Genomic DNA, 24,221 nt, shown 5'->3' on the forward strand with positions numbered 1-24,221 from the left:
GGGCGTCAGGTGGTTGAGGGGTCCGGCAGGCAGTTCGGCAAGCACGGCTCACCGGGCTCGGCGCCGCATCCGTCGCAGCTGCGGGCGGCGGCGTCGATGAGCGGCCGCAGGTAGGCGAGGGCGCCGGCGGCGTGGGTGAGCGGAACCAGGGCGGCGGCGGTGATGACGTAGAGGGCGTGCGGGGCGCGGCCGGTGGCGCGGACGCGGATACCGGCGGTGTCGCCCGGGCCCGAGGCGAGGTCCGGCAGGAGGAGGCCGTCGGGGTGCCACTGCACGATGACATCGGCGTCGGCCAGGTCACGGGCGAGCTCGGCGAGTTCGGCGGACGCGGCCGCGGCGGTGGCCGGCCAGGCCAGCTGCGCGCTCTCGCCGGAGGCGCGCTCGGCGGCGTCGGTGACGGCGGGGGCTTCGAGCTCCTGGACGTGGTGGTCTGTATCGCGCCGGGTGAGGTAGATGGGCATGGGCTGCTCCTGGTGTGAGGTGTGTTCGGTGCTGGCGCGCTGCCACGACACGCCAGCGAGACAACAATACCCCCTTTGCGTCACCGTCGGCAAGGAAGCATGTACCTCACGTGGCGCCGGACGGATACACTCGCTAATGAGACCGCCTCTCGGGTTTTCCCGCGGAGTGTGTGTTTTCGGTTGGCCGGCGCCCTTGCCACCCGCTTCGGCGGATTGGGCGCCGGCCTTTTGCGTGCCCGCGAATCGCCAGGCCGCCCGTCGCGCATCAGCCGGGCCGCACAGCAGACACCTTCTGGCATGCCGCATTCCACGATTATGATGCGTGTGTGGTATAGTTGTCTTATCGTCTGGCGGCTGGCCAGCACGCGAAGACATGTACGAACAGCACGCCTTGCAGATCAGCAAGGAGACGCTCGTTGCCGCCAGGAGAACCGGTGAGAGATAGGAACGTCGTATCGGTCATGCTGTCCGACGACGAAAGCCGCGACGTTCTGACCCGGGTGATCCTTCCGGCGTGGACGAAGGGGGCTGTCCGTCAGGAACGGCCGGTCGTGGTGATCGTCGGCGGCCAGCCGGGCGCCGGGAAGACCGAAGTCGCCGACCTCGTCCAGGCGGCGCTGGCCCGCCGTGGCGGCGCGGTACGGGTCTGTCGCGACCTCTACAAGGCCGCGCACCAGCACTACGCCGCACTCCTGGCCGTCGATGTGCGCACGGCCGGAGTCAAGGTCCGGCCGGACACGCGCCGCTGGCAGGCTGCCGTCGAGGAGTACGTCCGCATTCACCGGTTCGACGCAGTGATTGAGTCGGCCCTGGCCGATCCCGCCGAGTTCCGTACGTCCGCTGCCGCGTACCGGCAGGCCGGCTCCCGGATCGAGGTGGTCGCGCTCGCGACCCCGCAGGCGCTGAGCCAGCTCGGGATCCTGGACCGCTTCCTGACCGAGGCGATCAGTGGAGCGGGCGGGCGGTACGTGTCGTGGGAGAACCATGACTCCTGCGCAAAGGAGATGTTGACGACGCTGTCGGTCATCGAGGCCAAGCAACTGGCCGACCGCATCACCGTCGTACGGCGAGACGGCACCGTCCTGTACGACAACGAGCTCATCGACGGGACATGGCGGCGTCGGCCCGCAGCCGAGAAAGCGGTGACATACGAGTGGAGGCGGCCGTGGAGCGCCCGGGAGACGGAAGTCTTCCGTCGTGACCTGGCCCGTACCGACCAGCGCCTGCACCGCGATCTGGCCGATGAGGACGGGCGCCTTGCGGTCCAGCGGGACGCCGAGCGCGCCGCCGCGCTCGCCGAGCCGGTCCGGCGGATCGCCCAGCCGCGCCGGACGGCGCCGGGCGTGGACTACCACCGACTGTCCGCCGAGGAACACCGCTGGGTCTTCGACGAGCTGATCGCACCGTCCTACCTGAACAACATCGTCGGCCGGGATGACCCGCGAGCCGTGTACGTGCTGGGCCAGCCAGGAGCGGGAAAGCTGCTTGCCGCCAGGATGGTCAGGCGGGCCATGAGGCCGGGGACGACTCACCTGGTCGGCGACGACTTCAAGGCGTCGCACCCGGACTACCTGCGACTCCTGAAGGAGGACCCCCGCACTGCCGGCTCCGCGATCCGGGCCGACTACCGCGCATGGTTCGCCGAGGCCGAGGCGTACGTACGGGCCCGGCGCGGCGACATGCTCATCGAGGGCGCGCCGGGCAGCACAGACGAATTCCTCTCCAGCGCACTGCCGCTTGCGACCGACCGCTACGGCATCGAGCTGGTGGTCCTGGCCGTCCGGGAGGCGGACAGCCTGCTGTCGACGGCGCTGCGCTACGCCCGCTCCCTGCAGATCGGCGGCTACGCCCGCTTCACCTCCCGGGCCGGGCACGACCAGTGCCTTTGCGCGCTGGCCGACGTCGTCGAGCTCGCCGAGCGGCATCCGGCGATCACGGCCGTGACAGTGATCCGGCGGGACGGACAGGCGCTGCTGCGCCACGAAGCCGGCGGAGCCGGGCGCGCATCGTGGGCGCTGGCCGCAGAACGGCTGCGGCCCTACACCGACCAGGAGGCCGCCCAGTTCCTCCGACTCCATCACGCGCTGCGCCTGGCGCTGCCCCAGCACCGCCGCGAGTTGGACGAGATCGCCGCGCTGGCACGGCCGTTGATGCCCGCGCGGGTGCAGCCGGCCCGGATCGACCGGCCGCACCCGCCCGTCTGGCCGCTCCCCGTGCTGAGGACGGCCCCGGACTACGACTCGTTGAGTTCCTTCAGCCGCGCGGCGTAGACGGCAGCGATCCGGGCCGCCTCCTCCGGGTCGGCGGTCGCCAGCTGCGCTTGGTCGGCTAGCGCGGCCTGCCGGGCCTGCTTGAGCTCCTCGATCCGGTCTTCGTCGGCTACGGGAGCCTTGCGTTCGGCGGCGAGCTGGGTGTTGTACCAGGTCACCACGTCCCGGACGACGTCCGCCGCCTGCAGTTCATCGCCGCCTTCCAGCCGGGAGAAGTCGGGACTGGGGGTGTCGGACACGGCAGTACCACCTTTGTGTTGATCTTGATGTGAAACGGCCATTGTCTCCCTGGCCGATTCCGGTGGCCCAGTGCCACGACGCGCCACGATCGGCGGGCAGAGCTCCTGCGCACGTCACAGCATCCAGGAGATGCTTCCCTCAAGGGGGCTCGCTCCGGCATAGGTTGGGCCCAGGTGATCATCGTTTCTCGGGGGTTGGGCGTGGCAGGTCGGGATCTCAGGGCGTTGTTCAGTACGAATGACCGCGGCCTGTCGACGGCCGAGGCGTTCACGAACCGCCAGTTTCAGTGGGAGTTGGTGGCTGCCGCGCTCGCCGAGCACCTGCGGCGCACCGCTGACCCAGCCTTCGACGCCGAGGACCTCGAGGCCCCGCGTGACAACCTGCAGGTGTTCCACGGAGTCGGCGGCATCGGCAAGACGACGCTGTCCCGCAAGCTGGAGGCCGCGCTGGCCGGTGCCGAGCACCGGCCAGCCCAGTGGGGGGAGCCCACCTGGTCCGGTGAGCGGATCCTGCCCGTACGAATCGACCTGGCCCGCTCCGCCGGCACCGACTTCGAGCAGGTCGTGCTGACGATCCGGGCCGCGCTCGCTGAACTCGGCCGGCCGCTGCCCGCTTTCGACCTGGCGCTACGGCGTTACTGGGAGCAGCAGCACCCGGGCGAACCTTTGGAGGAGTACCTGCGCCGCGGCGGCCTGGCCGGCCGGTTCGGCAAGGCGATGCCGCAGCAGATGCAGTCCGCGCTCGCGGACGTCGCCCAGGCACTGCTGCTACCGGGCAGCATCGGCACAGCGGTCGGTGCGGTGACCGGCTCCCTCGTTCGGGCGCTGCGCGAGCGCCGGCAGACCGTCCGGGCACTCGCCAGATGCGCGCGGCTCGCCGACCTGCTGGAAGCTGAGCCGGACCTGGAGGCGCTCTCCTTCTACCCGCACCTGCTGGCCTGGGAGCTGGCGCAGCTCCCGGCGGACAAGAAGGTGACGCCGGTGATCCTGCTGGACACCTTCGAGGACGTCGGGGACCGCACCCACCGGGACATGGAGCGCCTGCTGCAGCGGGTGGTGTGGCTCATGCCCAATGCCTTCTTCGTCATCACCGGCCGCTCCCGCCTGCAGTGGGCCGACTCCGCTCTCCAGGGCCAACTCGACTACACCGGGCCCACCGCCTGGCCCGGCCTGGTCGCGCACGACATCCCAGCTGCCCGCACCACATCCGCGCTCGCCGGCCGCGGCCGCAGGCGGCAGGTGCTGATCGGCGACTTCTCCCCCGAGGACTGCGACGACTACCTCGCCCGCCGGCTCGCCCGCGACGGACAGCCGCTCATCGGCGACGAGATCCGCCAGGTCATCACCGACCGGTCCCACGGCCTGCCGCTCTACCTCGACCTGTCGGTGATGCGGTTCCTGGAAATCCGCCGTACCGGCCGCGACCCGCAGCCGGCCGACTTCGACCACGACTTCCCGGCCCTGATCGCCCGCACCCTGTCCGACCTCACCCCGGATGAGCGTCACGTCCTGCGCTCCGTCGCGCTGCTGGACGCCTTCGACCTCGCCCTGGCAACTCGGGCTGCAGGCATGACCCACGAGGCGCCGGCGATGCGGCTGATCGAGCGGCCTTTCGTCCGAGAGCAGCCCTTCGGGCTGTGGCCGTACCACCTGCACGGCCTCATCCGCTCCACCGTCAAAGGCGCTGACGACCAGGCCGACGACCGCTGGTCCCCGCGCGACTGGCAGCAGGCCGCCGAACGGGCCCTCGAAGCGCTCGGCGGGCAGTGGGCCGCCGGCTCCGGGCGGGACCGGGTGCTGCTGGTCGGGTGTCTGCGCCAAGGCCTCGCCCTTGCCCGCGACTTCCGGCTCGACCTTGACTGGCTCGCCAGCGCGGCATGGAGCTACGTCAGCGACTCCGTGTGGGAGCCCATCGCCCCACCCGCCCGGCCAGACACTGAGAGGTCGCAGACCGCGGCCGACGCCCTGGTCGAACTGCTCAGCGCGCTCGCCCGCCGCCAGCACGAGCACCGCACCGTCACCGCCGACCGGCTCACCACCGTCGTCAACACCGGACTGCTCCCCACCGACCTGCACGAGATGGCCGTCTACTACCTCGCCAAGGCCCAGCGCGACATCGGCCGCTCCGACGACTCCCGGCAAGGAATGCAGCTCGTCGCCGACGGCGGCGGCCGCCTCGCCCCCGCCGCCCGGCGCGGCCTGGCCCACCTCGCCCGCCTCGCCGGCGACTTCCCCACCGCGTACGACACCGCCCGCACTCTCGGCTGGGAAGGCCGCCACCACCGCGTCGCAGGCGACATCCTCTGGCCCCACGGCGACATGGAACGCGCGGCCGCCGCATACGAAGCCGCCCGCCATGAGGCCGAACAGCACAATGTCGCCGGCGAACGCGCCACCAGCCAGGCCCAGCGTGCCTTCGTCCTGGCCTTCACCAACCCCGATGCCGCCGACGACGAACTCCACCTTGCCGAACAGCTGCTGACGGGGCTCGACCTCCGCGCCACCACCCTCACCACGAAGATCGCTGCCCTCGTCCGAGACGCCGGGGCAATCAGCAGCCTCGAGCCCGTCCGCCTGCTCCGCACCGAAATCAGCAACGCCGGCCTGCCCGCCGCACAAGCCGCGCTGGAACTGGCCCTGTGCTTCCACCACGCCGTCCAAAACGACTACGACAAGCTCAGCGCTGCAATCTCCCGGCTGCGCGATCTCACTCGCGGCGGCGACTACATGTGCTACGTCGACATCGCCCACTTCATGGCCGACCGCTCTCTCAGCGGCGCCTCAGCAGCGCGGTGGCTGGACGGCGAGCAGCCCACCCGCAGCCGATGGCGGACGCTGGTCACCGCACGACGCGAGTACCTGCGCAACGCGCGCTGAGAAGCTGTGTCACATCCTCATCTCGCAGCTCGCAGCTCGCAGCTCGCAGCGCTGTGCAGGGGCGGGGCCGTCCACTGCGCAGGTTGGCCGGTGAAGCCGTGTCCGGAAGTACGGCCGAAAGCCTCCCGGCCTGCGCGGGGTAGGCCATGATGTCCTGTTATGAGACGCGGGGGGCGCGGCCGGGAGCCGGGGCGTGTGGGCAGGGTGTATCTGCTGCTGTCGGTGCTCGGGCCGGTTGCGGCGCTTGTTTTGGCTCGTCATTTTGATCTCAGTGTGGCCGCAACTGCCGTGTCCGTGCTGCTCGGACTGGCGCCGGCCTACCTCAGCTGGGCAGCGTTTCGTGCCGACCGCACCGAGGCGGACCCTGTCGAGCTGGACGAAGTCTTAAAGCAGTTGGCGGTGGCGGTCAAGAGCCAGTGGGACGGTGAGGCGGCCGTGCGCCGGGTCAACGACCCCTATCCGCTACCCGTGGCCTGGCGGGCCGCGGACGGTGACCTAGGCGAGCCCTGGCCACTGCTTGCGGACCTGGCGCGTGCCTGGCCGGGCGGCCCCCCGGGCGACCCTGCCCTCTGGCCGGCGGACGCTGCCGGGTTGGCGGGTCGGAATGCGGAGATCGGGCAGGTCTTCTCCGAGTGGGTGCCCACCCGGCGCCTGGTGATCCTGGGCGAACCCGGGGCTGGCAAGAGCGTGCTGCTGATCCGGCTGCTTCAAGACCTCATCGCACGCCGCAGCCCCGACGCCCCCGTACCGATGCTGTTCTCCCTGGCCTCCTGGGATGCCCAACAGCCCTTGGAAACATGGATGGCCGATCAGTTACGCCGTACCCACCCCGGCCTGGCCTCCGGCGCTCCGTCCTCGGTCACCCTCACGGACACTGCTAGCAACAGAAACGGGCCCGGTGATCTGGCGGTGCACCTGCTGAAGGCGGGCCTCATCCTGCCGCTGTTCGACGGCTTCGACGAACTGCCGCCCGCCCGGCACACCACCACGCTCGATATGCTCAACCGCGCTCTGCCCGCCAAGCAGCCCCTGGTCCTGACCAGCCGCACCGACCCCTACCGCACGGCCCTGACCCGCCCAGGCACCACCGTCCGCCTCAACGGCGCCGCCGCCATCCAGCTCCTCCCCCTCGATGCCCAGGCCGCCGCCGACTACCTACTTCGCGACGCCGGCGGCTCCCACACACCCGCCGCCCAACGGTGGAACTCCGTAATCACACATCTGGGCACCGCCAGCCCCGTCGGGCAGGCCCTGGCCACACCACTGGGCCTGTTCTTGGCCCGCACCATCTACAACCCCCGCCCCGGCACACTCCCCGGAGCCGCCCTGGTACCGCACCCAGACGAACTGTGCGACACCACCGCCTACCCCGATCCCGGCACCATCGCCACTCACCTCTTCCGGGCGTACATCCCCACTGCCTACACCCCTCACCAGTCCCGACCACCCCGCTGGACACCCGAACAGGCCCACCACACCTTCGTCTTCCTCGCCCAATTCCTACAGCAGGAGTGTGCAGGCAGCCCCGACCTCGCATGGTGGGAGCTCCCCAGAGCCATCCCGCGAACTATCCGCCGCCTCGTCGTCGGGCTCGCGGTCGGGCTCGCGTTCGGGCTCGTGGCAGGGCTCGCCTCCGGGGTCATGGTCGGGCTCGCGGTCGGGCTCGCGTCCGGGCTCGTGGCCGGGCTCGCGGCCCGGGGAATGAATCCTGTACCGGGCATGCGGGTACGACTGTCACTGTCCAAGCTCGCGGTCGGGCTCGTGGTCGGGCTCGTGGTCGGTCTCGGTTTCGGGCTCGGTTTCGGGCTCGTGGTCGGGCTCGCGGTCGGGCTCGACTCCGTTCTCGCGTTCGGGCTCGCGTACGGGCTCTCGGCCGGGCTTGACATTGTCAATCCCGACCTGACTACGGCCTCCGGGCCAGTCACACTGTTTTCCCTGGACCGCCGCACTTGCCTCGTCGTCGGGCTCGGTTTCGGGTTCGCGTTCGGGCTTGCGGTCGGACTTGCGGTTGGGCTCGTGGCCGGACTCGCGTCCGGACTCGCGTCCGGGCTCGCAGTCGGGCTCGCGTACGGGCTCGTGGCCGGGCTCGACTCCGGGCTGCATGGCGGCACAGCACGGGGGTACTTCGTCATGGTCCGCGCTTACCTAGCGGTACGTCGCAGCACACCGTGGGACCTAATCGCGTTTCTGCATGATGCGCATGAACACCGCGGGGTACTGCGTCGAGTTGGGGCGGTATACCAGTTCCGGCACATCGACCTGCAACGCCATCTCGCCCAGTAGCAGCAGTGCGCTCAAGCGGAGCTGTGGCCGATGCCCGGAACGTGGACGCTGTTGGTCAATCCGGTTCGTCCGTCACGGGCCGAATGGCCGCTAAGTGCGAGGTTCTGGTCCTCGCCCGGGGCCGTCGCGCTAAGCCAGGCATCGATGCGGGTGAGGTTGATGGCCGCGCCGGTGAGCTGGACGATGCGGACCCGACGCAACGCGCGGGGCGACGGGCGACCTGATGTCCCATGCCGGAGCCCACATCCGGTGGGCGTTCAGCACGCTGATGTCCCGCCGTCTGGCCCGGAAGCACCGCCGACCCGAGGCAGCCTCGGTCCCCCTCGCGGCAGCCGCCTGAGGCCTCTGCTGCCGTTTGGATGCCCGTCCCTCGACGCCCATCCGAACGAAAGCAGCATCACCCCCCACTTCATGGCACGGTGACCAGCGGAAAGAGGATGTGACACAGCTTCTGAGCATGCAGTCGGCGGCCGCTTCCAGTGGAAACGGCCGCCGTTCCTGCGACGTGCGCCGGCGTCTGGACGCTGCGCGATCAGGTGGGATTCAGCGGGGTGATGCCCGTTCCCGCGTACAGCTCGGGCTCAAGTGACAAAACCGTGAGCGGCTCACCCGCCTTGACCGCCTGCCAGGCGATCGCCGCGGCGTGAGCCACCGGCCAGTCCACGTTTCTCCAGTCCATCGCATCGACGGCGTGCGCCGTGCTGAACGGGACGCTCTCCGCGAACCGCAGCGACGCGGCGTGCTTGCCCGCTCCTGCAACCTGACGCTCTGCAGCCAGGACGGACAGCGACGGAACCAGGACACGACCGGTGCCGCGCGAGGCCTCGATGTACAGGCCGGTGAAGAACGGGTCCGCCCGATAGAGAGCGGTCAGCGCTGTGTGGTCCAGGACGGCCGTCAGATTCACGCGGCGCTGCCCTGATGGGCGCGGATCTTCGCCCAGGCGTCCTGGCCGGCCTGCTCGACCTGCTCGGTGTACTCGACGCCGAGCTCGCGAGCGGCCTCGAGGGCACGCTGCTCCCGCTCGGCAGCCGTAAGCTCACGGGTGGCGAGCTCCTCCAGAAGCTCCGTGATGGTGGTGCCGCGCTCGTCGGCAAGGGCGCGCAGCCGGTCGCGCACGGCCTCGCTGGTCTTGATGCTCGTCGGCTTACTCATGCCGACGATTCTACCGCCGGTAGAACTCATCGGTCCGGCGCTCGCCCTCACGGAAAGGGCGGCAGGAGAAGGTCGTCTGCGTCATGCGCAGGCCGAAGCTGTCGCCGTCGGCGGTGATGGTGAGAGTGGACCTGGGGGGATTGCGCATCGCGGGGTGAGCGCGATGCGGTTGGGGCACTGGAACCCGGTGCGCATGCTGAAGGGCACCCCCCATCGGGTAGGTGCCCTTCAGTCCAGATCCGTGTCTAGGCGAACCGGCCTGGCGTCTCTGCTGGCACCGGCGTCATGACCAGTCCGCGTGCCGTGGGTCCCAGGAGCCCTTCACGGATCCGTCGAGAAGGGGGTTGAGGAAGACCTCCGCCACCTGCGCCGCTTCCGCAAAGGTGCGGCAACCCTGGAGCCCGAGCACCAAGGCAGCCGCGCTCGGGTAGCCGTCGGGCCAGTCGGGACCGGGCGACTCGAAGGCATCGGGAAGCCGTACCGTCGTTCCCAGAGCGCGCCGCCGGTCCGCTTCCCGGTGCAGAGCTTCGTGGACGTGTCGCCCGTCGACCGTCTCCTGCTGGGTGATCAACAGGAGATCGGCGAGATCGCGGTACCGGTTCGATCCGTACTGGTCGTCGGCGCCGTGGCGTTCGTACATGGCGCAGATCTTGTCCACCACGTGGTCGATGACCGGGTAGAGGCGGATCTGTGGCCAGTCGTCGGGCCACTCAAGTGCAACGGCTGACTTGAGCGGGCGGGTTTCGGGCGTCCCGGTCAGGGTGCGTCCGACGACGAGATCGACCTTGATGTCCGCGCTCGCTGTGGTGCCGACGTAGACCTTGAAGTGCTGTTTCCCGCCCCGCCCTTCTTCACTGTGGCCCTGGAACTTGGTGGGGGTGAAGCGGAGGAAGTCTCCGAGGTCCAGCGCTGCGGCCTCGATCAGTTGGGCGGCGGCTTCCTCCGCGGTCCGTTCGGGAGAGGCGCACTGCAGGTCGATGTCGCGGCTGAGCCGGGCGGCGCCGTCGTAGCGGACCAGGAGGGCCTGGCCGCCTTTGATGAGCCAGCCGTCGGGATCGGCGGTGAAGACGCGGGCGGTAAGACGGTTGAAGTAGAAGACGTTGATGAGGTCGGCAACACTCATCCCGGTGCCCTTGGCGGTGTTCTTGGCGGCCTGGGTCAGAGCCGTTCTGAAGTGAACCGGGCTGGTGTACTTGCCCATTCAAGCCCCCCGCTTGGTGCCGTTCGCGTCTGTCGACCCTACGGCTCGCGGTCTTCGCCGTCAGCCGGTTCCCTGCTCTCGTCCGGCTCGTGCTCACCCGCATCGGCAGGCGCGACGTGGGGGGAGACAGGCGTGGGCTGCAGGCGTTGCAGCTCTCCGACGATCCGCAGCAACACGGGGTCTGCCTGGAGGCGTTGCAGGTTCTTGGCAGCCTGCAACAACGCGGGTGCCAGGAGCTCAATGTTCTTCGGCATGCGGTCCAGCGCGGGCGTGAGGGACCGAGTCAGCTCCGGCAATGCCTGCTGCACTGCGGCCGCGGCGGATCGGTTGGCCGCCTCGATGGCAGGGCTGGTCTCGGCCAATCGCCTGAGGACAGGAGCGAGGGATGCCTCATGGTGGCGCCGGAAGATGTCCTGCAGGAGTGCACCTTGGGGGCCGGTGGCCCTGAAGAGTTCCAGTGCATTGTTGAACCCTTCCTGGCTCGCGCGCTCGAGCTGCTGGCTCCGCAGGCTCTCGCCGGCCTGGGACACCAGATGCTCGATGAGGGCTGCTCCGTCGCTGCCGCGGGGCATCCCGTAATGCCGGGCGAAAGGAGTCACGTCGTCGGCGAGCGTCGCTGTGGTGATCAGATCGCGGCGCTCGGCCTCTGCGATCACACCACCGACATGCCCGCCGTCGGCCTTGACTCGCAGGAGGTCAAGAATCGTCCTGTGCGCGGTGGTGACCGGAAGTCCGTCGACCAGCACGACATCCGAAGGCTGGAGCTCCGCGGTACGCAGGCGTACGAACTCCTCAGTGGTCACACGCCGCCGCGGCACGCTGATCTCCACCTGCGGGGACGGGATATCGCCGAGGTCGTGAAGACGGCAGGCAGATGTGTGGGAGACCACCCCGGAGTCGGGGCCGCCGGGGGTCCGCTCCCACGCAGGCACCGCCGGCTGCAGGCGCAGCCAGGCCACCTTGATCTCCACGTGCTGGGGCTGCCCTGCGGCCGTCAGCAGATACACACCCCGGCCGACCTTCTCCACCAGCATCGCCTCGGCAAGCCGCAGCAGCTGCACACCGTTCACACCGGCGCTCTTCGCCTGCGCCGATGTCACCAGCCCCCACTGATCAGCAGCAATGCCACCCAGCAACGCCAGCTGCTCACCACGGTCCATGCATCGATAATTACACAAGCATCGCAGGGATAGTTACATCCAGGAGTAACTATCTCTGCAGAATCACGCACTCGAATGTAACTATCCCTACCATTCCTCACACGGTCCTCCACCTCGTCAGGCGGCCGGCATGTGGATGCAGGACTCTGCGCGCCCTTCTAGTCGAGCATTCCGAGCTCGGTATCGGCCCGGCAGTGCGAGCATGCCTCGACCCCGTCGGCGACCGCCCGTGTCGCCTCCTGCCGGGAGATCTCCCGCACTCGTCTGCCGGCCATGTGGCAGCCCCCGACGTGCACATAGAGCGGGGCGTGGCGCGCACCGATGCCCATCTCGACCAGCCAGTCCGGGACCGGCGGCCGCGCCCTGGCCCCTCGTCGGTGTTCACGCTCGCGCTGCTCCTCGGCCGCGATCCGCTCCCGTACGCGGTCCAGGCTCATGACCAGCCACGTCTCCAGTGTGCGGAGCCGGGGAAGGTCTGGAGGCAGGTCGGACATGCGGGCTCGGATCAGGCGACGGCAGCGACGTCGGCCACGGGCACGGAGCGGGTGACAGCCTTCAGCTCCATGCGAGCCGACACCCGCTTCTCGCCCTCGACGGAATCCCAGTGGGGATGGGCGGCAATGCGGATCGACAGGTCGGTGCACTCCATCCGCAGCCGCTTCACCGCCTGCTTCTGCTCCTTGGTCCAGCCGGGGCTGCCCTCGCGGCCGCCGCTGATCTCACCGGTGTGCGGATGCTCAGTACCCGGCCAGCCGGCCATCGGCTCCACACTCCACGGCAGCGTCCGGCACAGCGCAGCCAGCTCGGCGGTCGCCTGGTGCAGGCGCGTCTGAGCGTCGCACAGGTCCTCGGGGAAGTCGGTTCCGGCCATACCCGAAACCATACTCCTGTTCGATTTTGGCAGGCGTGTGACGACACGCGCACCGCTCTGCCGATCGTGGACGGTGACCATGCCACCGCGCGACCGTGCCCTCGGGCGGGGTGTCAGCACGCTCCCTCAGGGCAATGTGCCTTCGCCGGCACCATCCTGACCCCCACGACGCCCGGCCGTAGCCACGGTGGCCTGCTCGGGTGACGGACGTTGGGCGACGGCGAGTCGGCGGTTCCTGCGCGTCGACATTGCTCACGGTGTCCTCCGAGGCTGAAGCCCGCTGGCTCAGCCAGGAAGGAGGCGCCGTGAGTCCGGTCCGGTGGGAACGATGCACCGCACACGTGCTGACGGCGGTCTCGGCCGGTCTCCTCATCGTGGCCGTAGCTTCTTGGAATCGGCTGGTCGCCCTGGCCGTCGGCATCCCTGTCGTCCCGCTCGTCTTCGTAGTCGCTTCCGTGGCCTGTGCTGCGGTGGCCGGCCAGCTGTACCGGCGAGCGCGGCCGCAGCGGTACAGGCGCTCTGCCCCGCGGATCCGCTGGTGGTGGGTGGTGCTGGCGTTCGCGGCCGTGGCGGCCGCGGTGTGGATCACCACGGCCCTGCTGATGCCCCAGACCGACGGCATCCAGCCGGACAGCGAACGGACACGGCAGCGAATCGACATCGTACGTACCGCGCTGGCCGCAGGTGCCGGCATGGGTGCCGCAGTCACGGTGCTGCTGGCATTCCGCCGACAGCACCATCACGAGACGGCCACTGAGCAAACCGAACACGACGCCACCGAACGGCGTATCACCGAGCTCTACACGAGGGCCGTCGAGCAGCTCGGCAGCCCCCAGGCCCCCGTCCGCCTGGGCGGCCTGTACGCACTGGAGCGGCTCGGCCAGTCCGCCCCCGACCACCGCCAGACCATCGTGGACGTCATCTGCGCTTACCTGCGCATGCCCTACACCCCGCCCGCGGACCCCACGCCGAGGGAACCGCGGCCGGCGGCGCTGTCCCGTGCCCGACAGGCCGCCCGGGCGCTCATCAGGGGCAAGGCGAACGACCAGCGGCGCCAGGAGCTCCAGGTGCGGGTGACCGCCCAGCGCATTCTCGCCGCCCACCTCCGTGACACCCGCCCCCCGGAGCAGCGAGAGCGCATCCCGCCCGACGACCGGTTCTGGGACGGCATGCGCATCGACCTCACCCACGCCATGCTCACCGACTGGGACTTCGACGACTGCCACGTCGAGGAGGCGAACTTCAGCGACGCAACATTCACGGGCTACGCCCAGTTCGGGGGCTCGACGTTCACGGGCGACGCCAAGTTCGTGGGCGCGACCTTCACGAACGACGCTTGGTTCGTGGGCGCGACCTTCACGGGCGACGCCGAGTTCGTGGGTGCGACGTTCAGCCTCACCGCCCAGTTCAGGGACGCGACGTTCACCGGTACCGCGCGGTTCGAGGGTGTGACGTTCACCAGTACCGCCTGGTTCGACGGTGCGACGTTCACCAGTAACGCCTGGTTCTGGGGCGCGACGTTCACCCGCACTGCCCAGTTCGGGGGCGCCCGGGTGACACGTCTACCAACGCCGGAGGGTGCCCAACCCCACCACTGGCCACCAGGCTGGGGCGTCCGGCCCCTTCCCGGTGGTGGAGGGATCCTTGAGGAAGCCCAGGGCCATGCGGCCCCCTGACCAAAAGAGAGTGGAGAAGCCGGGTCGCGCGGCTTGCCCCGTGCCGGTGTACGGGCCGTCATTCAACTGCGGAACCAATACAGGAACGTGCGCGGCATGGCTCCCCGGGGGTGGAGACGAACTGGTCCGCCTCCGCTCTCGAATGAGGGCTGAGGAGGCGGCAATGTCCAGCGCGGGCCATGCCTTGCGGGGCTAGCAGGGCTGTCCCGCACAGTGCTGATGGCCCGGCAGGTAATCGACTCTCTAGAGCCATTTCAGCAGGGCACTGCTGTCGCACTGCCTGCGCAAGACGTAAGGGCTGACAGCCGCTCTTCATCATTCGCGTGCAGATGGCGCACGCCCGACTCATGGGGACACCACCATGACCACGACTCCCCCGGCCTCGACTCCGCCCCGCGCTCCGGAACCCGGCCAGGACCGGGGCCGACTGCTCCACTACGTCGTCACCGCGCTCCTGGCGGCTGGCTTCATCGGCTACGTCCTGTACCAGCACCCCGCGCTGCGGGAGACCGCGGCGGCCGTGGGCGGGCTGGGCACCCTGGCCCTGGGTCTCGTACTCGCCGCAGTTCGGAACAGGTGACATGCCCGGCGCTGGGTGTCCCGGGGGCGGAGGCCTGGGACACCGCAGCTGCAGGCGGTACGGGGCCGCCGGCGCTGGCGACCGTCGAACGGGTCATCTCACGGTGCCGCGCTGAGCGGAGCGCCCCACGGCCCGGTCACCACCTCGCGGCAGCAGCTGCCCCCCTCCGGCCACGGCCGGCGGTGCGGTCTCCTCACGCACCCGTCATGTACGACGGCGGGAGTACGGCGCCCGGCCCGACTCCGGCGGGGTCGACGGCGGGCCGGACCCGGGCCACCCCTCCCCCTCCCCTAGCCAGCCTCTTCTCCGGCGCCACGGCGGCCGCTGCAGTCGGCAGCGCGCCCGCCACGTAAACCGCCCCCAGTGGCCGTGTCACGTCAGGCGGAGCGCTCTTTCTCCGTAGCGGTCACGGGAGAGGAGGCCTGCTTGCTCCAGCTGCCGCAGTTGGTAGATGACCGATCCGGTGCTCTTGAGTCCTGCGGCGGCACCGATTTCGCGCACGCTGGGGGCTATCCCCGTCTCTGCGATGTGGTCGCGGATGACGGCGAGGATGCGGCGCTGGCGGTCGGTGAGGCCCATTCCCCCATGGGGGCATACGTTCGATTTTCTGCGCAAGCCTGCCGGGCTTCACGGCTACGTTGCAGGCTGATCGTCTTCGCTGCGTTGCTTCCGGGCGGCCTGGACGCTGGCCTCCAGCGCGGCCATCAGGTCCACTACCGGTGACGCCTCCGCCAGCGCGGCCGGCATGCCGCCGCTGGCCTTGGCCGTAACCAGTTGCTCCAGGGCGTGGGCGTACTCGTCGTGGAGTTCGCTCACGTTGATGCCGGTCAGCTCCCCGATCAGGACCTCGGCGAGTGCCAGCTCTCGGTCGGTGACAGGTGTGGACGGGGCAAGGTCGCCTGGTTCCCGCAGCTCGTCCTCCCAGAGCAAGGTCTGCAGTACGAGTACTCCGTGTCGTGGTCGTAGCAGGGCCAGGCGCTCGCGGCTTCTGATGGCGATCTTGGCCACGGCCACGTACCCGGTCCGGGCGAGCGCCTCGACGAGCAGGGCGTACGGGCGGTCGGCACCCGGGCCGTCCGGTCCTGTCCAGTACGGCTTGGCGTAGCTGATGGGGTCGATGTCCTGCCCCGGGACGAAGCCGAGCACCTCGATGGTGCGCTTCGTCGGGAGCGGAAGATGCGCCAGGTCCTCGTCGCTGAGCGGCACCATGCGGCCGTCCGGCATCGCGAAGCCGCGCCCCACTTCCTCGTACGGGATCTCCCTGCCTTCGGTCCGACAGAAGCGTCGGTGCTCGACCCTGGAGCCGTCCGCGGTGTGGATTTCGTGGAGTCGCACCGGGTGCTCTTCCGTGGCCGCATACAGCCGGACCGGCATGGCGACCAGCCCGAACTGGATCACGCCGGACCACATCGCCCTCATACCCCCAGCCTCGGCCGCCGCTCATCGCAGCGCATCTCAAGGACCTGGGCCTTGCAGCAACTGACTACTCTCCGGGGGCCGACAGCGGACGTCCCATTTTGTATTCGTTGCCGACGAGGCGGCGGATGGATTCATCGCTTGGTGGTTCCGGAAGCCGCCGAGCCAGCCTCATGATCACCGCGTCGGCCGCGGCCGCCTGCTCACCCCTGCCCTCGGCAACTGGGTACAGGAGGCGCAGAACGGCATGGGCCTCCCCCGCGGTCAGCAGGGGAAGGCGGTCGCCGGGCGCATCGAGCAGGTCGTCAAGATCCATGCCACCTCAACGGCCAGCGGCGGGCCCGGTCACGGCGGAGCCCTCGAATTCGCCAACCAGTCGGGGGCTCACCGTTTCGCGGCCATTCCGAGGCCCTCGACCTCTGGGCAGCCCGTGACCTGCGATCTTCTCTATCCTCCGCAGTGACGGAGAAATGCAAGGACCCCGCTTTGGGTGCGTCGCCGCGCGCTCTCCCAATTGGGGCGAAGCGGCGCCCGTTGGAGAGCGCGGCCCTTCCGGCCAGTCCGCGCTTACCGGCGAAACGCAGCGAGCGTGAACCCTCGGCGCGCTGCGGGTCGCTCCACAGCGGGTGCGGCTTCTTCATGTCGCAGCCGGGGGCGAGGACTCTGCGGCCGGCGGCGGTCTCGCGGAGGTTGGTCTCGGCGAGCTCGTCCCAGAAGCGGGTGGAGCCGCCCAGGCAGACGACGGTGGGCCGGTCCGACGGGTACTGGACCGGCAGCGAGCGCAGGAAGGCGGCTGCGGTGGCGTCGTCGGTGATCTGGCTGGTGTGGGTGAGGAGGGTGGTGGCGTGCTTGTCGCGCAGCTGCTGCTCGAACGTCATGACGGGTCGGTACCTTCGCGCTGGGCGGGGCGGTGGACGGGGAGGTCGAAGAGGGGGACGTTGGTGCGCTCGAGCTCGAGGCGTTCAACGAACGCGTTACCGCGGGCTGTGATGCACTCGGGGCACAGGTGCCGGATGGTGGCCATCCAGCCCTCGGAGGTCATGCGCCGGGCCCAGGCCGCATCCAGCTGGCGGGTGGGCAGGGTGAGTTCGTAATCGCTGTCCTCGTCGGGGCCCTGGACGTAGTAGGTGGCGCCGCAGCTGTCGCAGGCCACGACGTAGACGGTGCGGGGCAGAAGAGTCATCGGTTTCTCTCCGGACGGGCCGGGCTGGCCGGTTGTTGGCCGGCCCAGCGGTCCGGCCGGGTGTTGCAGAGCAGCGCGTGCGCTACGAAGCCGGCGCCGCCGCCGGTACGGAGCAGGGTGATCCGCCCCGTACCGGTGAGCGGCTGGCTGGCCTCCGCGTCGGCGGGTAAGGCGGCCATCGGTTACCCGGCCCGGCGCTGGGCGGGGACTGCCGCCTTGCCGTCCCGGTTGTTCCAGGCGTCCATGACGTCCTTGGAGATGGAGCCGACCTGCGAGACGGCCATCCCCTGGGCGCGGGCCCAGGCCCAGGCCCGGATCTCGTCACGCTGGCGCTTGTCGTCCAGCGACTGACCGCTGGCGCTGGCGGCTGGCTTCGTCGCCTTGCCGCCGTTCTTCAGGCGCCGCAGCTTGGCCTGGGCCTTGGTCAGAGTCTGGGTCGCCTCGGCGACTTCCTTCTCGGCCGCCTCGATCGCGGAGGCGTCGCGCTTCAGCTGCTGCAGCTCGGTCAGGCTGGCGCGGGTGCGGGCCGCCAGGTTGCGGATGCGAGCGGTGTGGCTGTTCTCGCCCCAGGCCAGGGCGGCCAGAGCGTGCGCCAGCTGCGGGTCGACGTCCGGGATCGGGGAGGTTCCGGCCTTGGCGTGGGCTCGGGTCAGTCCCTCGGTCTCGGCGATGGCGGCGATCTCGCCCATGGTCACGTCGGGCAGCTGCGCGCGGATGTCGTCGGCGGTGGCGCCGTTGTTCAGCATATCGACGATGGCGGCACGGTCGGCGTCGTTCACTTCGGCTCCTTCGGGGTGGTGGTGGTGAATTCGCGGCGCAGCTGGGAGCGCCTGGTGCGGGTGGTGCCGGCCCAGATGGCGTCGCCGGCGTCGGTCGGGTGGTCGAGGGCCCAGGCCAGGCAGGCCTCGCGCGTGGCGAGGGGGCAGCGGCGGCAGGCTAGTTGAGCAGCGGCTCGGTCGTTGGTGTCGTCGCTGGTCCACCAGTCGGGGTGGGAGTCGGGTGCCTGGCAGGGCTCGGTTCCGGTGAACCGGGGGAAGGGGGCGAGGCGGCCGCTCACGACGTCGCTCCGATCGGGCGGACCACGTGAATGTCGCCGTTGCGGTCGGCGTGGCTGTGGGCGCCGTCGCCGAGCTCGGCGGCCAGGTGGTCGGCGATGCGGGTGTTGTCGTGCCTGCTGGCCGAGACGGTCTCCAGCACAGCGACGGGGCGGCCGGCGCACCGGCGGCAGGCAGTGGCGGCCGGGCGGGGCGGGTCGGTAGTCATAGCTTCCGCTGCCTGGGGCCGCACGTTGGCGATGCTGCCGACGGTCGGCAGCAGGAACTCGAACGGCTCCCACGCCTCCAGCTGGTACAGCTCGAGTACGTCGAGGTGCAGCTCGTCGCCGCTGTTGACGTCGCCCAGCTGGGGAGCTTGGCGGAGCACGGCCGCCTCGTCGGCCTTCTCCGGGTCAGTGTCGATGTCCAGGTGGGCGACGAAGATGCTGGTGCGGGTGCGCTCCAGGACGTAGAGCCGCTGGGCGGGGGCCTCTTCGGGGTCCACGTCGTCGCGGCGGGCCCAGGTCTGGCGGGTGGCGGCCAGTACGGCCGGGTCGCCGGCGTCGGCCGCGTCGGTGATGCGCTGGTAGGCGTCGGCGCGGGTGAGCTGCTCCCGGTCGACGAGGTCCTGGACGGCGGCGATGAGGTGGTCGCCCAGCGCTTGGGCGCCGATGAGGTCGATGAGGGTCTGCAGGGTGCTCATGCGAGGGCCGCCTTCCGGGAGTTGCGGGGGCGGGCGGCGGCGTCGACGGCGGCCAGGAGGCGCTGGAGGGCGGAGCCGCGCCGGGTGCTGCGCAGGGTGGCGGGCATACCGCAGTTCCAGCAGTCGGCCTCTTCGCCGGCCCACGCGACGAAGCACTGCTCGCGCTCGCAGACGGACTCCGCGGTGGTGTGCAGGCGGGGGTTGCGGCGGGCGATGGCGCGCATGATGGCGGCGGCGGTGCGCTGCGTGGTCTTCGGTCGGAGAGTCGGGGCGTGCATGATGGGGTTCTCCTTCTCCGCTGTTGCGGGGTGAGGGGCCCGGGGCGGTCGGTGGTTTCTCAGGCCTTGTGCGGCCGCCCCGGGGCGTAGCTAGAGGACGATCTGCTTCTTCTCGGCGCGGTCCCAGCGGAGCTCCCAGTCGGGGCGCAGTCCGCGGGCGGACCAGTCGACGCGGCTGGTGCCGGCGGGGATCGGCTGGCCGGACATGGCGTGGAGCTGGGCGATCTCGCAGGCGCGCAGGGCGGCGGCGATGGCGTCGCTGCCGTTCTCGGCGAGACCGGTGAAGACGTGGACGCCCTTGCGGGTCTTGTCCTGCCGGTGCTCTATGGGGACGTCGATCTCCCACACGGTGCGGGGGCCCATCACTCCTCGGCCTCCGGCTCGTACACGGCGGTGAGGGTGAGCGGAGTGACGAGGTAGCCGGTGGAGCTGTTCTCGTTCTCCGCGCCGGGGCCGAACACGGCCAGTTCCTCGATCGCTTCGTCGTCGCTGAAGTCGGGGATCCAGGTGAGGATCGCGCCGGTGGGCAGGCCCTCGCGGAAACGGAGGTCCTCGCCGTGGGCGCGGGCGGCGTCGCGGTTGGTGTAGAGGCCGAGCGGCAGCTGGCCGTGCTCGTATTCGGTGCGGTAGATGGTCAGCTCGACCGGCTCGCCGGGGGCGAGCCGGGTGATGCCGGGGAAGACGGCCTCGGCCGTGGCAAGGCGCTGCTCCAGCGTTTCGATGTGGGCGAGCAGCTGCGGCACGTCCGCGGTGGGATTGCCGGTGCCGGCGGCGGTGCGCAGGCGGATCTCGTGGACCAGTTCGCTGCGGTCGATAGGGGCTGCGGGCTCGGTGCGGGTCAGGGTGGTCGGGGTCACGGAGTGCTCCGTTTCGGGTAGCGGTTGCGGGCAGGGCCGGGCTGTCCGGTCCCCCGCGTCGTCCGGGCTGGTGGCCTGCGGACCGGACAACACGGCCGGGTGGACAGATCAGGGGAACCGGGGCGAGGCGTGGGGCGGTTCGATGCGGCCGCCGGCAGGGAAGGCGGTGCCGTCCCAGCGGATGTCGGTCGGCTTCACCTGGGCCGTGAACTGGTGGGCCAGGGCTTCGGCGGCGTGCAGCGTGTTGGCTGAGTTGTCGTGCAGAACGCCGATGTAGGAGACCCGCGACAGGTGGGAGCGGCCTTCGCGCATGTGGGAGTGGTGCAGGCCGCGGAGGACGACGTAGGGGGCGGTGGCTCCGCGGGCGATGTAGTGGACGACGGTGACTGTGCCGCGGGCCGAGGGGTGGGTGAACTCGCGGGCGTAGGCGCGGCCGAGGGTGCTGACGTCGTCGTCCAGGTTGCGGCCGTCGCACTCGCGCATCTGGCCGATCTCGCTCCAGTGATCCGCCCAGACGTACCCGATGGACTCAGCGAGGACGGGCCACAGGAGGTTGTCCCGGCCGTACCGGGAATCGACGACGGTGACCTGCGTGGCGTTCATCAGGCTGGCGAACAGGCCGCCGTCGATGAGGTGCCCCGGCCACAGGACGCGCAGGTGCTCCGCAATGACCGTGTCGAAGCTCGTGTAGACCTGCCCGTCGACTTTCGTTACTGGGATGTCGGTGCCGCGGCGGTTCCTGCACACCAGCAGCCCGGCGTCCCGCGCGGCGGTCGTGATGCGGCGCACCAACTGCTGGTTGTCCTGGTCGATCCAGCCGGTCACGGCGGCCCGCTGCTCCCACAGGACTCCGTTACGACCGCGCTCGATGAGACCGGGCTGGTAGTTGTCGGTCAGGTAGCCGGCACGGTTGGCAGCCGCCAGGACGGGGATCAGGTGCGCGGTCTCCTCGTCGGGCCCGGTATTGCGTGTGGCGCAGCCGGGGTGAGAGCCGATCTCGCCGTCGAGCCAGAGGGCGGTCAGGCCCGCGAGGTCGGCGAGGGAGCGGGCGGCGCGCCAGCGGGCGCGGTCGGTGCGGGTCATCCAGGGGAGCCGGATGCGCATGGTCGTCACTCCTTTCCGGCAGATCAGGAGAGGCTGGAGGCGAGGGATTCGGCCCTGTGGGCTTCGATCTCGCGGCGGTCGATGAGCCGCTCGTACTGCTTGACCTGCCGGCGCGGCAGCTGGTCGACGTCCCAGCAGTGCCGCAGGTACGCAATCTGCTCGGCGCGGGCCTGGGGGTTGCCGAGCTGGTGCGCGTGCACGAGTTCGTGGACGACCGTGGTCGTCAGGTCTTGTTCGGTGCGGTGCTGGCGCAGGTTGACGTAGATGGCGATGCCGTTACTACCGAGGACGGTGATGCCGCTGTTGCGGCGGCGGCCGCGGCGCACGGTCCTCTGGTGCGCGGCCTGCATACGGCTGGACACACCCGGCACCAGGGCGAGCTCGGCGTCGGCGGCCTGCTGGGCCCATCGGTTGGGGTCGCCGACGATAACCAGCTGTGTCGGGGGCAGGGCGCCGAAGCGGCGGGCGACCAGGCGTGCGGCGTCAGGCGTGATGGACTCGGTGTGCTTGGCCAGGCGGCGCTGGAAGAAGGAAATGCTGTCGCTGGTGACCGTGATCATGGCGTGGCCTCTCCGGAGCAGGGCGGGGTGAGTGGGCGTCAGCGGACGGCGCGGGCACGGGCGGCGGCGGCGAGAAGCGCCTGGTGGACCTGGGCCTCGGTGCGGGCGAGCCGGTCATTCCAGCCGGGGACCGAGCGGGAGCCGGTCACGGCGAGCAAGTGGCTGTTGGCCTCGGCAGCGGTGGCGTGCGTGCCGGTTCCGGAGCGGATCAGGTCCCGCTGGGCACCGAGGACGCACACGCCCCGGCTCGACTCCATGACGTACTGGGCCCAACCGCGGGTGTGGATGTGCTCGGACGTGGCCTGAAGGAAGTCGGCCGGCGCCACGGCCCGGTCGGGGCTCGGCCGGTGCTCGACGGCGAGGTGCCAGGCGACGCGCAGCGCCCCGACCAGCAGGACGCCGGCGCAGAGGGCCGTGTGCTTGAGCAGCCACCAAGCGGCCCGGGCGGCGATGTTCGATGCCTTCTTCAGGAACTGGCCGGTCGCGGAGGGGCTGCGCGGGTCGGGCGGGCAAGGCCCGGTGACGATGCCCGCCTGCCGGATGAGGGTGTCGGTGTCCGGGAGGTCGATGGCGGGCCTGCCGGCCGGTGCGGCGTCGGCGAGCGCGGCGGCCAGTTCCTCGGCGAGCGCTTCGGCGAAGACTGCGTCGACTGCTGCGGCGAGGGCCGCTTGGGACCAGAAGGTCCGCGGGGCGGTCGCGGTATCGGAGGCGGGCATGGCGAGGCCTTCCTGTCTGGCAGGGGGTCGGGTCGGGAAAGGTCCGCGGGGCGGGCGGCTGAGTGGTTGGCGACCTGGCGGCCGGCCCCGGGAGGGTGCAGATTCAGCGGGTCAGCGCGGTCATCGCCGCCCGGTCTTGCGCAGTTCGTGGGTGTGGCACAGGACGGACCCGATGAAGAGGCTGATCCCGTTCACCGTCCACCTGCCGCCCGTGAGCGGGCCCGGCGGGACCTCGTCCACGATCCGGCCGGTGCGGCCGGCCGCGCGGGGGTCGTCATCGCAGGAGGTAATGCGTACCTCGTCGCCTGCCTGGAACATCGCCACTCTCCTGATCAGTCGTTGACGGTGAAGGAGGCGTAGTTGCCGGGCGGGTAGACGTAGTTGGACAGCGCGCCCTCGGAGGCGACGGCGACGGCGCCGAGTCCCGCGATGGCCGTGGCGGCGGCGGTGCTGTGGTCGGCGGCCGTGGAGGCAAGCAGGGAAGCGGCCTGGCTGGCGCGGCGTGCACCGGCGGGCGAGCCGTCCGGGTTCGTCATCGCGTCGTACGCGGCGGAGCGGAGGCGGTCGCTGAGGCGGCCCATGGCGTACTCCTCGTACTGGTCCGGGTCGGGAGGTCCGGGGGCGGCCGGCTGAGTGTTGGCGACCTGGCGGCCGGCCCCGGGCAGGGTGCGTTAGCTGTACTTCTTGGTCTGCTTGAGGATGTGGTCGCGGGTGAAGCCGAGGACTTCGACGGCGTCGGTGCGGGCGCCGTGGTACGCGCCGTCCAGTGCGGCCTTGACCGTCTTCCACATCTCGGCTTCCGCCGCTTCGCGGACCTTCTCGGCCTCTGCGAAGATCTTGTCTCGCTTGGCCTTGGCCTCGGCGAGGGTCTTCTTCAGGTCCTCGCGGGCCTGGGCGATGTCGTCGGATCGGGGGGTCATGGTGCTGCTCCTCGCGGTGATGAGGGACGATGGTTCCGGCCCCCTGCTCCGGTTGGAGCGGGTTGGGAGGCCCGGGGACGGTGGGCTGAGTTTGGCGACCTGGCCGCCGTCCCCGGGGCGTAGCTACTCGCCGCCCTCGAGCGCGGCGATCTTGTCGTGGCCGTATCCGATGTTCCGGTCGGCATTGTTCAGGTGCAGGGCAGCGGCGAGCAGCCGCTGCTTCTCGTCCGCGTCGCCGCGGGCGGCGTACGCCGAACCGAGGGCGCGCAGGGTGCCGGCGAGTTCGGGCACCAGGTTGCTGGCACGGAGGCTGTCCAGGACGTCGTCGATGTCGGCGCCCATGTCGATGTCGACGCGCAGCTTGGACAGTTCGCGGGAGAGTTCGTGCGCGATGTCGCCGTCCCAGCGGTCCGGGTCGACCATGTCGGCGACGTACTCGGCGACGGCGTCGGCCGCGGTCTTGGCGCCGAGGACGGTGACGGCGTAGAGCAGGACTGTCCAGTGGTTAGCGGTGATGAGCCAGGCCGGGCCCGTGTGGGTGAGCCACAGGCCGGTCATGACCACGAGGGTTGCGCTGGCTACCGGGTCGGTGAGCTGGCGCAGTCGCTGTAAGGCGCGGGTGGTGAGGCGGCGGGCGGTGTTGGGCGACTGCCGGGTCTCGACGGAGATGGCCATGT

General features: G+C 70.4%; 32 protein-coding genes. 5 read left to right on the plus strand and 27 right to left on the minus strand.

The annotated features are described in order from the left end of the window. Positions 1–5: 5 nt before the first annotated feature. Positions 6–461, minus strand: coding sequence for a hypothetical protein (locus AC067Z_RS31575; protein WP_478793071.1), 456 nt, complete (start codon positions 459–461; stop codon positions 6–8). 434 nt (positions 462–895) lie between these two features. On the opposite strand from AC067Z_RS31575, the gene AC067Z_RS31580 reads away from it, so the two are divergent. Then, on the plus strand, positions 896–2,731 hold the full coding sequence (locus AC067Z_RS31580) for a zeta toxin family protein (RefSeq protein WP_478793072.1): 1,836 nt from the start codon (positions 896–898) through the stop codon (positions 2,729–2,731). Here AC067Z_RS31580 and AC067Z_RS31585 read toward each other — a convergent pair. Then, on the minus strand, positions 2,695–2,970 hold the full coding sequence (locus AC067Z_RS31585) for a hypothetical protein (RefSeq protein WP_478793073.1): 276 nt from the start codon (positions 2,968–2,970) through the stop codon (positions 2,695–2,697). The two genes, AC067Z_RS31580 and AC067Z_RS31585, sit on opposite strands and share 37 nt — an antisense overlap. 201 nt (positions 2,971–3,171) lie before the next feature. Between AC067Z_RS31585 and AC067Z_RS31590 the strand changes: the two genes are divergently transcribed. Both AC067Z_RS31590 and AC067Z_RS31595 read left to right on the plus strand, forming a co-directional pair. Beyond that, positions 3,172–5,847: an ATP/GTP-binding protein gene (locus tag AC067Z_RS31590; RefSeq protein WP_478793074.1), complete on the plus strand. Its 2,676-nt coding sequence runs from the start codon at positions 3,172–3,174 to the stop codon at positions 5,845–5,847. A 204-nt stretch (positions 5,848–6,051) separates the two neighbouring features. Then, on the plus strand, positions 6,052–8,130 hold the full coding sequence (locus AC067Z_RS31595) for an NACHT domain-containing protein (RefSeq protein WP_478793075.1): 2,079 nt from the start codon (positions 6,052–6,054) through the stop codon (positions 8,128–8,130). Positions 8,131–8,662: 532 nt separating this feature from the next. Here the strand turns inward: AC067Z_RS31595 and AC067Z_RS31600 are convergent. The 7 genes from AC067Z_RS31600 to AC067Z_RS31630 form a co-directional block, all read right to left on the minus strand. Continuing rightward, complete coding sequence (locus tag AC067Z_RS31600; RefSeq protein ID WP_467866660.1) at positions 8,663–9,037, minus strand: PIN domain-containing protein; 375 nt, start codon at positions 9,035–9,037, stop codon at positions 8,663–8,665. Continuing rightward, positions 9,034–9,285, minus strand: a complete 252-nt coding sequence (locus AC067Z_RS31605) for a hypothetical protein (protein ID WP_478793076.1) — start codon at positions 9,283–9,285, stop codon at positions 9,034–9,036. The genes AC067Z_RS31600 and AC067Z_RS31605 overlap by 4 nt, the downstream gene beginning before the upstream one ends. Positions 9,286–9,295: 10 nt before the next feature. Then, complete coding sequence (locus AC067Z_RS31610; RefSeq protein WP_478793077.1) at positions 9,296–9,433, minus strand: hypothetical protein; 138 nt, start codon at positions 9,431–9,433, stop codon at positions 9,296–9,298. A 135-nt stretch (positions 9,434–9,568) separates the two neighbouring features. After that, entirely contained in the window at positions 9,569–10,486 is a 918-nt protein-coding gene (locus tag AC067Z_RS31615; protein WP_478793078.1) for a nucleotidyl transferase AbiEii/AbiGii toxin family protein, read from the minus strand. A gap of 38 nt (positions 10,487–10,524) precedes the next feature. Next, positions 10,525–11,646, minus strand: a complete 1,122-nt coding sequence (locus tag AC067Z_RS31620; RefSeq protein WP_478793079.1) for a type IV toxin-antitoxin system AbiEi family antitoxin domain-containing protein — start codon at positions 11,644–11,646, stop codon at positions 10,525–10,527. A 158-nt stretch (positions 11,647–11,804) separates the two neighbouring features. Next, positions 11,805–12,140: a DUF6233 domain-containing protein gene (locus tag AC067Z_RS31625; RefSeq protein ID WP_478793080.1), complete on the minus strand. Its 336-nt coding sequence runs from the start codon at positions 12,138–12,140 to the stop codon at positions 11,805–11,807. Between the two features lie 11 nt (positions 12,141–12,151). Continuing rightward, the gene (locus AC067Z_RS31630) at positions 12,152–12,517 is read right to left on the minus strand and encodes a hypothetical protein (RefSeq protein ID WP_478793081.1); all 366 of its coding nucleotides are present in this window, start codon (positions 12,515–12,517) and stop codon (positions 12,152–12,154) included. A gap of 305 nt (positions 12,518–12,822) precedes the next feature. Here AC067Z_RS31630 and AC067Z_RS31635 point away from each other — a divergent pair, with 305 nt between their 5' ends. Further along, positions 12,823–14,193, plus strand: coding sequence for a pentapeptide repeat-containing protein (locus tag AC067Z_RS31635; protein WP_478793082.1), 1,371 nt, complete (start codon positions 12,823–12,825; stop codon positions 14,191–14,193). A gap of 361 nt (positions 14,194–14,554) precedes the next feature. Beyond that, positions 14,555–14,773, plus strand: a complete 219-nt coding sequence (locus tag AC067Z_RS31640) for a hypothetical protein (protein ID WP_478793083.1) — start codon at positions 14,555–14,557, stop codon at positions 14,771–14,773. Between the two features lie 372 nt (positions 14,774–15,145). Here the strand turns inward: AC067Z_RS31640 and AC067Z_RS31645 are convergent, their stop codons facing one another. The 18 genes from AC067Z_RS31645 to AC067Z_RS31730 form a co-directional block, all read right to left on the minus strand. After that, on the minus strand, positions 15,146–15,352 hold the full coding sequence (locus AC067Z_RS31645; protein ID WP_478793084.1) for a LexA family protein: 207 nt from the start codon (positions 15,350–15,352) through the stop codon (positions 15,146–15,148). Between the two features lie 54 nt (positions 15,353–15,406). After that, positions 15,407–16,192, minus strand: coding sequence for a non-homologous end joining protein Ku (gene ku / locus AC067Z_RS31650; RefSeq protein WP_478793085.1), 786 nt, complete (start codon positions 16,190–16,192; stop codon positions 15,407–15,409). Positions 16,193–16,256: 64 nt separating this feature from the next. After that, positions 16,257–16,505: a hypothetical protein gene (locus AC067Z_RS31655; RefSeq protein WP_478793086.1), complete on the minus strand. Its 249-nt coding sequence runs from the start codon at positions 16,503–16,505 to the stop codon at positions 16,257–16,259. Beyond that, positions 16,495–17,067 carry a hypothetical protein gene (locus tag AC067Z_RS31660; RefSeq protein WP_478793087.1) on the minus strand — a complete coding sequence of 191 codons (573 nt, stop codon included), beginning with the start codon at positions 17,065–17,067 and terminating at the stop codon, positions 16,495–16,497. Before AC067Z_RS31660 ends, AC067Z_RS31655 begins: the two co-directional genes overlap by 11 nt. Then, positions 17,064–17,372 (minus strand): hypothetical protein, encoded by a 309-nt coding sequence (locus AC067Z_RS31665; RefSeq protein ID WP_478793088.1) that lies wholly within the window; start codon positions 17,370–17,372, stop codon positions 17,064–17,066. Before AC067Z_RS31665 ends, AC067Z_RS31660 begins: the two co-directional genes overlap by 4 nt. A gap of 182 nt (positions 17,373–17,554) precedes the next feature. Continuing rightward, complete coding sequence (locus AC067Z_RS31670) at positions 17,555–18,151, minus strand: hypothetical protein (RefSeq protein ID WP_478793089.1); 597 nt, start codon at positions 18,149–18,151, stop codon at positions 17,555–17,557. Continuing rightward, positions 18,148–18,429, minus strand: coding sequence for a WhiB family transcriptional regulator (locus tag AC067Z_RS31675; RefSeq protein WP_478793090.1), 282 nt, complete (start codon positions 18,427–18,429; stop codon positions 18,148–18,150). The genes AC067Z_RS31670 and AC067Z_RS31675 overlap by 4 nt, the downstream gene beginning before the upstream one ends. Beyond that, positions 18,426–19,109, minus strand: a complete 684-nt coding sequence (locus AC067Z_RS31680) for a hypothetical protein (RefSeq protein WP_478793091.1) — start codon at positions 19,107–19,109, stop codon at positions 18,426–18,428. The genes AC067Z_RS31675 and AC067Z_RS31680 overlap by 4 nt, the downstream gene beginning before the upstream one ends. Beyond that, positions 19,106–19,387, minus strand: a complete 282-nt coding sequence (locus AC067Z_RS31685) for a hypothetical protein (RefSeq protein ID WP_478793092.1) — start codon at positions 19,385–19,387, stop codon at positions 19,106–19,108. The genes AC067Z_RS31680 and AC067Z_RS31685 overlap by 4 nt, the downstream gene beginning before the upstream one ends. Before the next feature lie 90 nt (positions 19,388–19,477). Further along, positions 19,478–19,750 carry a hypothetical protein gene (locus tag AC067Z_RS31690; RefSeq protein ID WP_478793093.1) on the minus strand — a complete coding sequence of 91 codons (273 nt, stop codon included), beginning with the start codon at positions 19,748–19,750 and terminating at the stop codon, positions 19,478–19,480. After that, positions 19,750–20,244, minus strand: coding sequence for a hypothetical protein (locus AC067Z_RS31695; protein WP_478793094.1), 495 nt, complete (start codon positions 20,242–20,244; stop codon positions 19,750–19,752). The genes AC067Z_RS31690 and AC067Z_RS31695 overlap by 1 nt, the downstream gene beginning before the upstream one ends. 108 nt (positions 20,245–20,352) lie before the next feature. Further along, positions 20,353–21,348, minus strand: a complete 996-nt coding sequence (locus AC067Z_RS31700) for a DUF6919 domain-containing protein (protein WP_478793095.1) — start codon at positions 21,346–21,348, stop codon at positions 20,353–20,355. Positions 21,349–21,371: 23 nt separating this feature from the next. Then, positions 21,372–21,908 (minus strand): hypothetical protein, encoded by a 537-nt coding sequence (locus AC067Z_RS31705; RefSeq protein WP_478793096.1) that lies wholly within the window; start codon positions 21,906–21,908, stop codon positions 21,372–21,374. A 38-nt stretch (positions 21,909–21,946) separates the two neighbouring features. Next, positions 21,947–22,624: a DUF6197 family protein gene (locus tag AC067Z_RS31710; protein WP_478793097.1), complete on the minus strand. Its 678-nt coding sequence runs from the start codon at positions 22,622–22,624 to the stop codon at positions 21,947–21,949. 120 nt (positions 22,625–22,744) lie between these two features. Then, positions 22,745–22,942, minus strand: a complete 198-nt coding sequence (locus AC067Z_RS31715) for a hypothetical protein (RefSeq protein WP_478793098.1) — start codon at positions 22,940–22,942, stop codon at positions 22,745–22,747. Positions 22,943–22,956: 14 nt separating this feature from the next. Then, complete coding sequence (locus AC067Z_RS31720; RefSeq protein ID WP_478793099.1) at positions 22,957–23,205, minus strand: hypothetical protein; 249 nt, start codon at positions 23,203–23,205, stop codon at positions 22,957–22,959. A 90-nt stretch (positions 23,206–23,295) separates the two neighbouring features. Then, positions 23,296–23,544 (minus strand): hypothetical protein, encoded by a 249-nt coding sequence (locus tag AC067Z_RS31725; protein ID WP_478793100.1) that lies wholly within the window; start codon positions 23,542–23,544, stop codon positions 23,296–23,298. Positions 23,545–23,667: 123 nt separating this feature from the next. Next, positions 23,668–24,219, minus strand: coding sequence for a hypothetical protein (locus AC067Z_RS31730; protein ID WP_478793101.1), 552 nt, complete (start codon positions 24,217–24,219; stop codon positions 23,668–23,670). Positions 24,220–24,221: the final 2 nt, after the last annotated feature.

Source organism: Streptomyces sp. NPDC043812 (assembly GCF_056436245.1).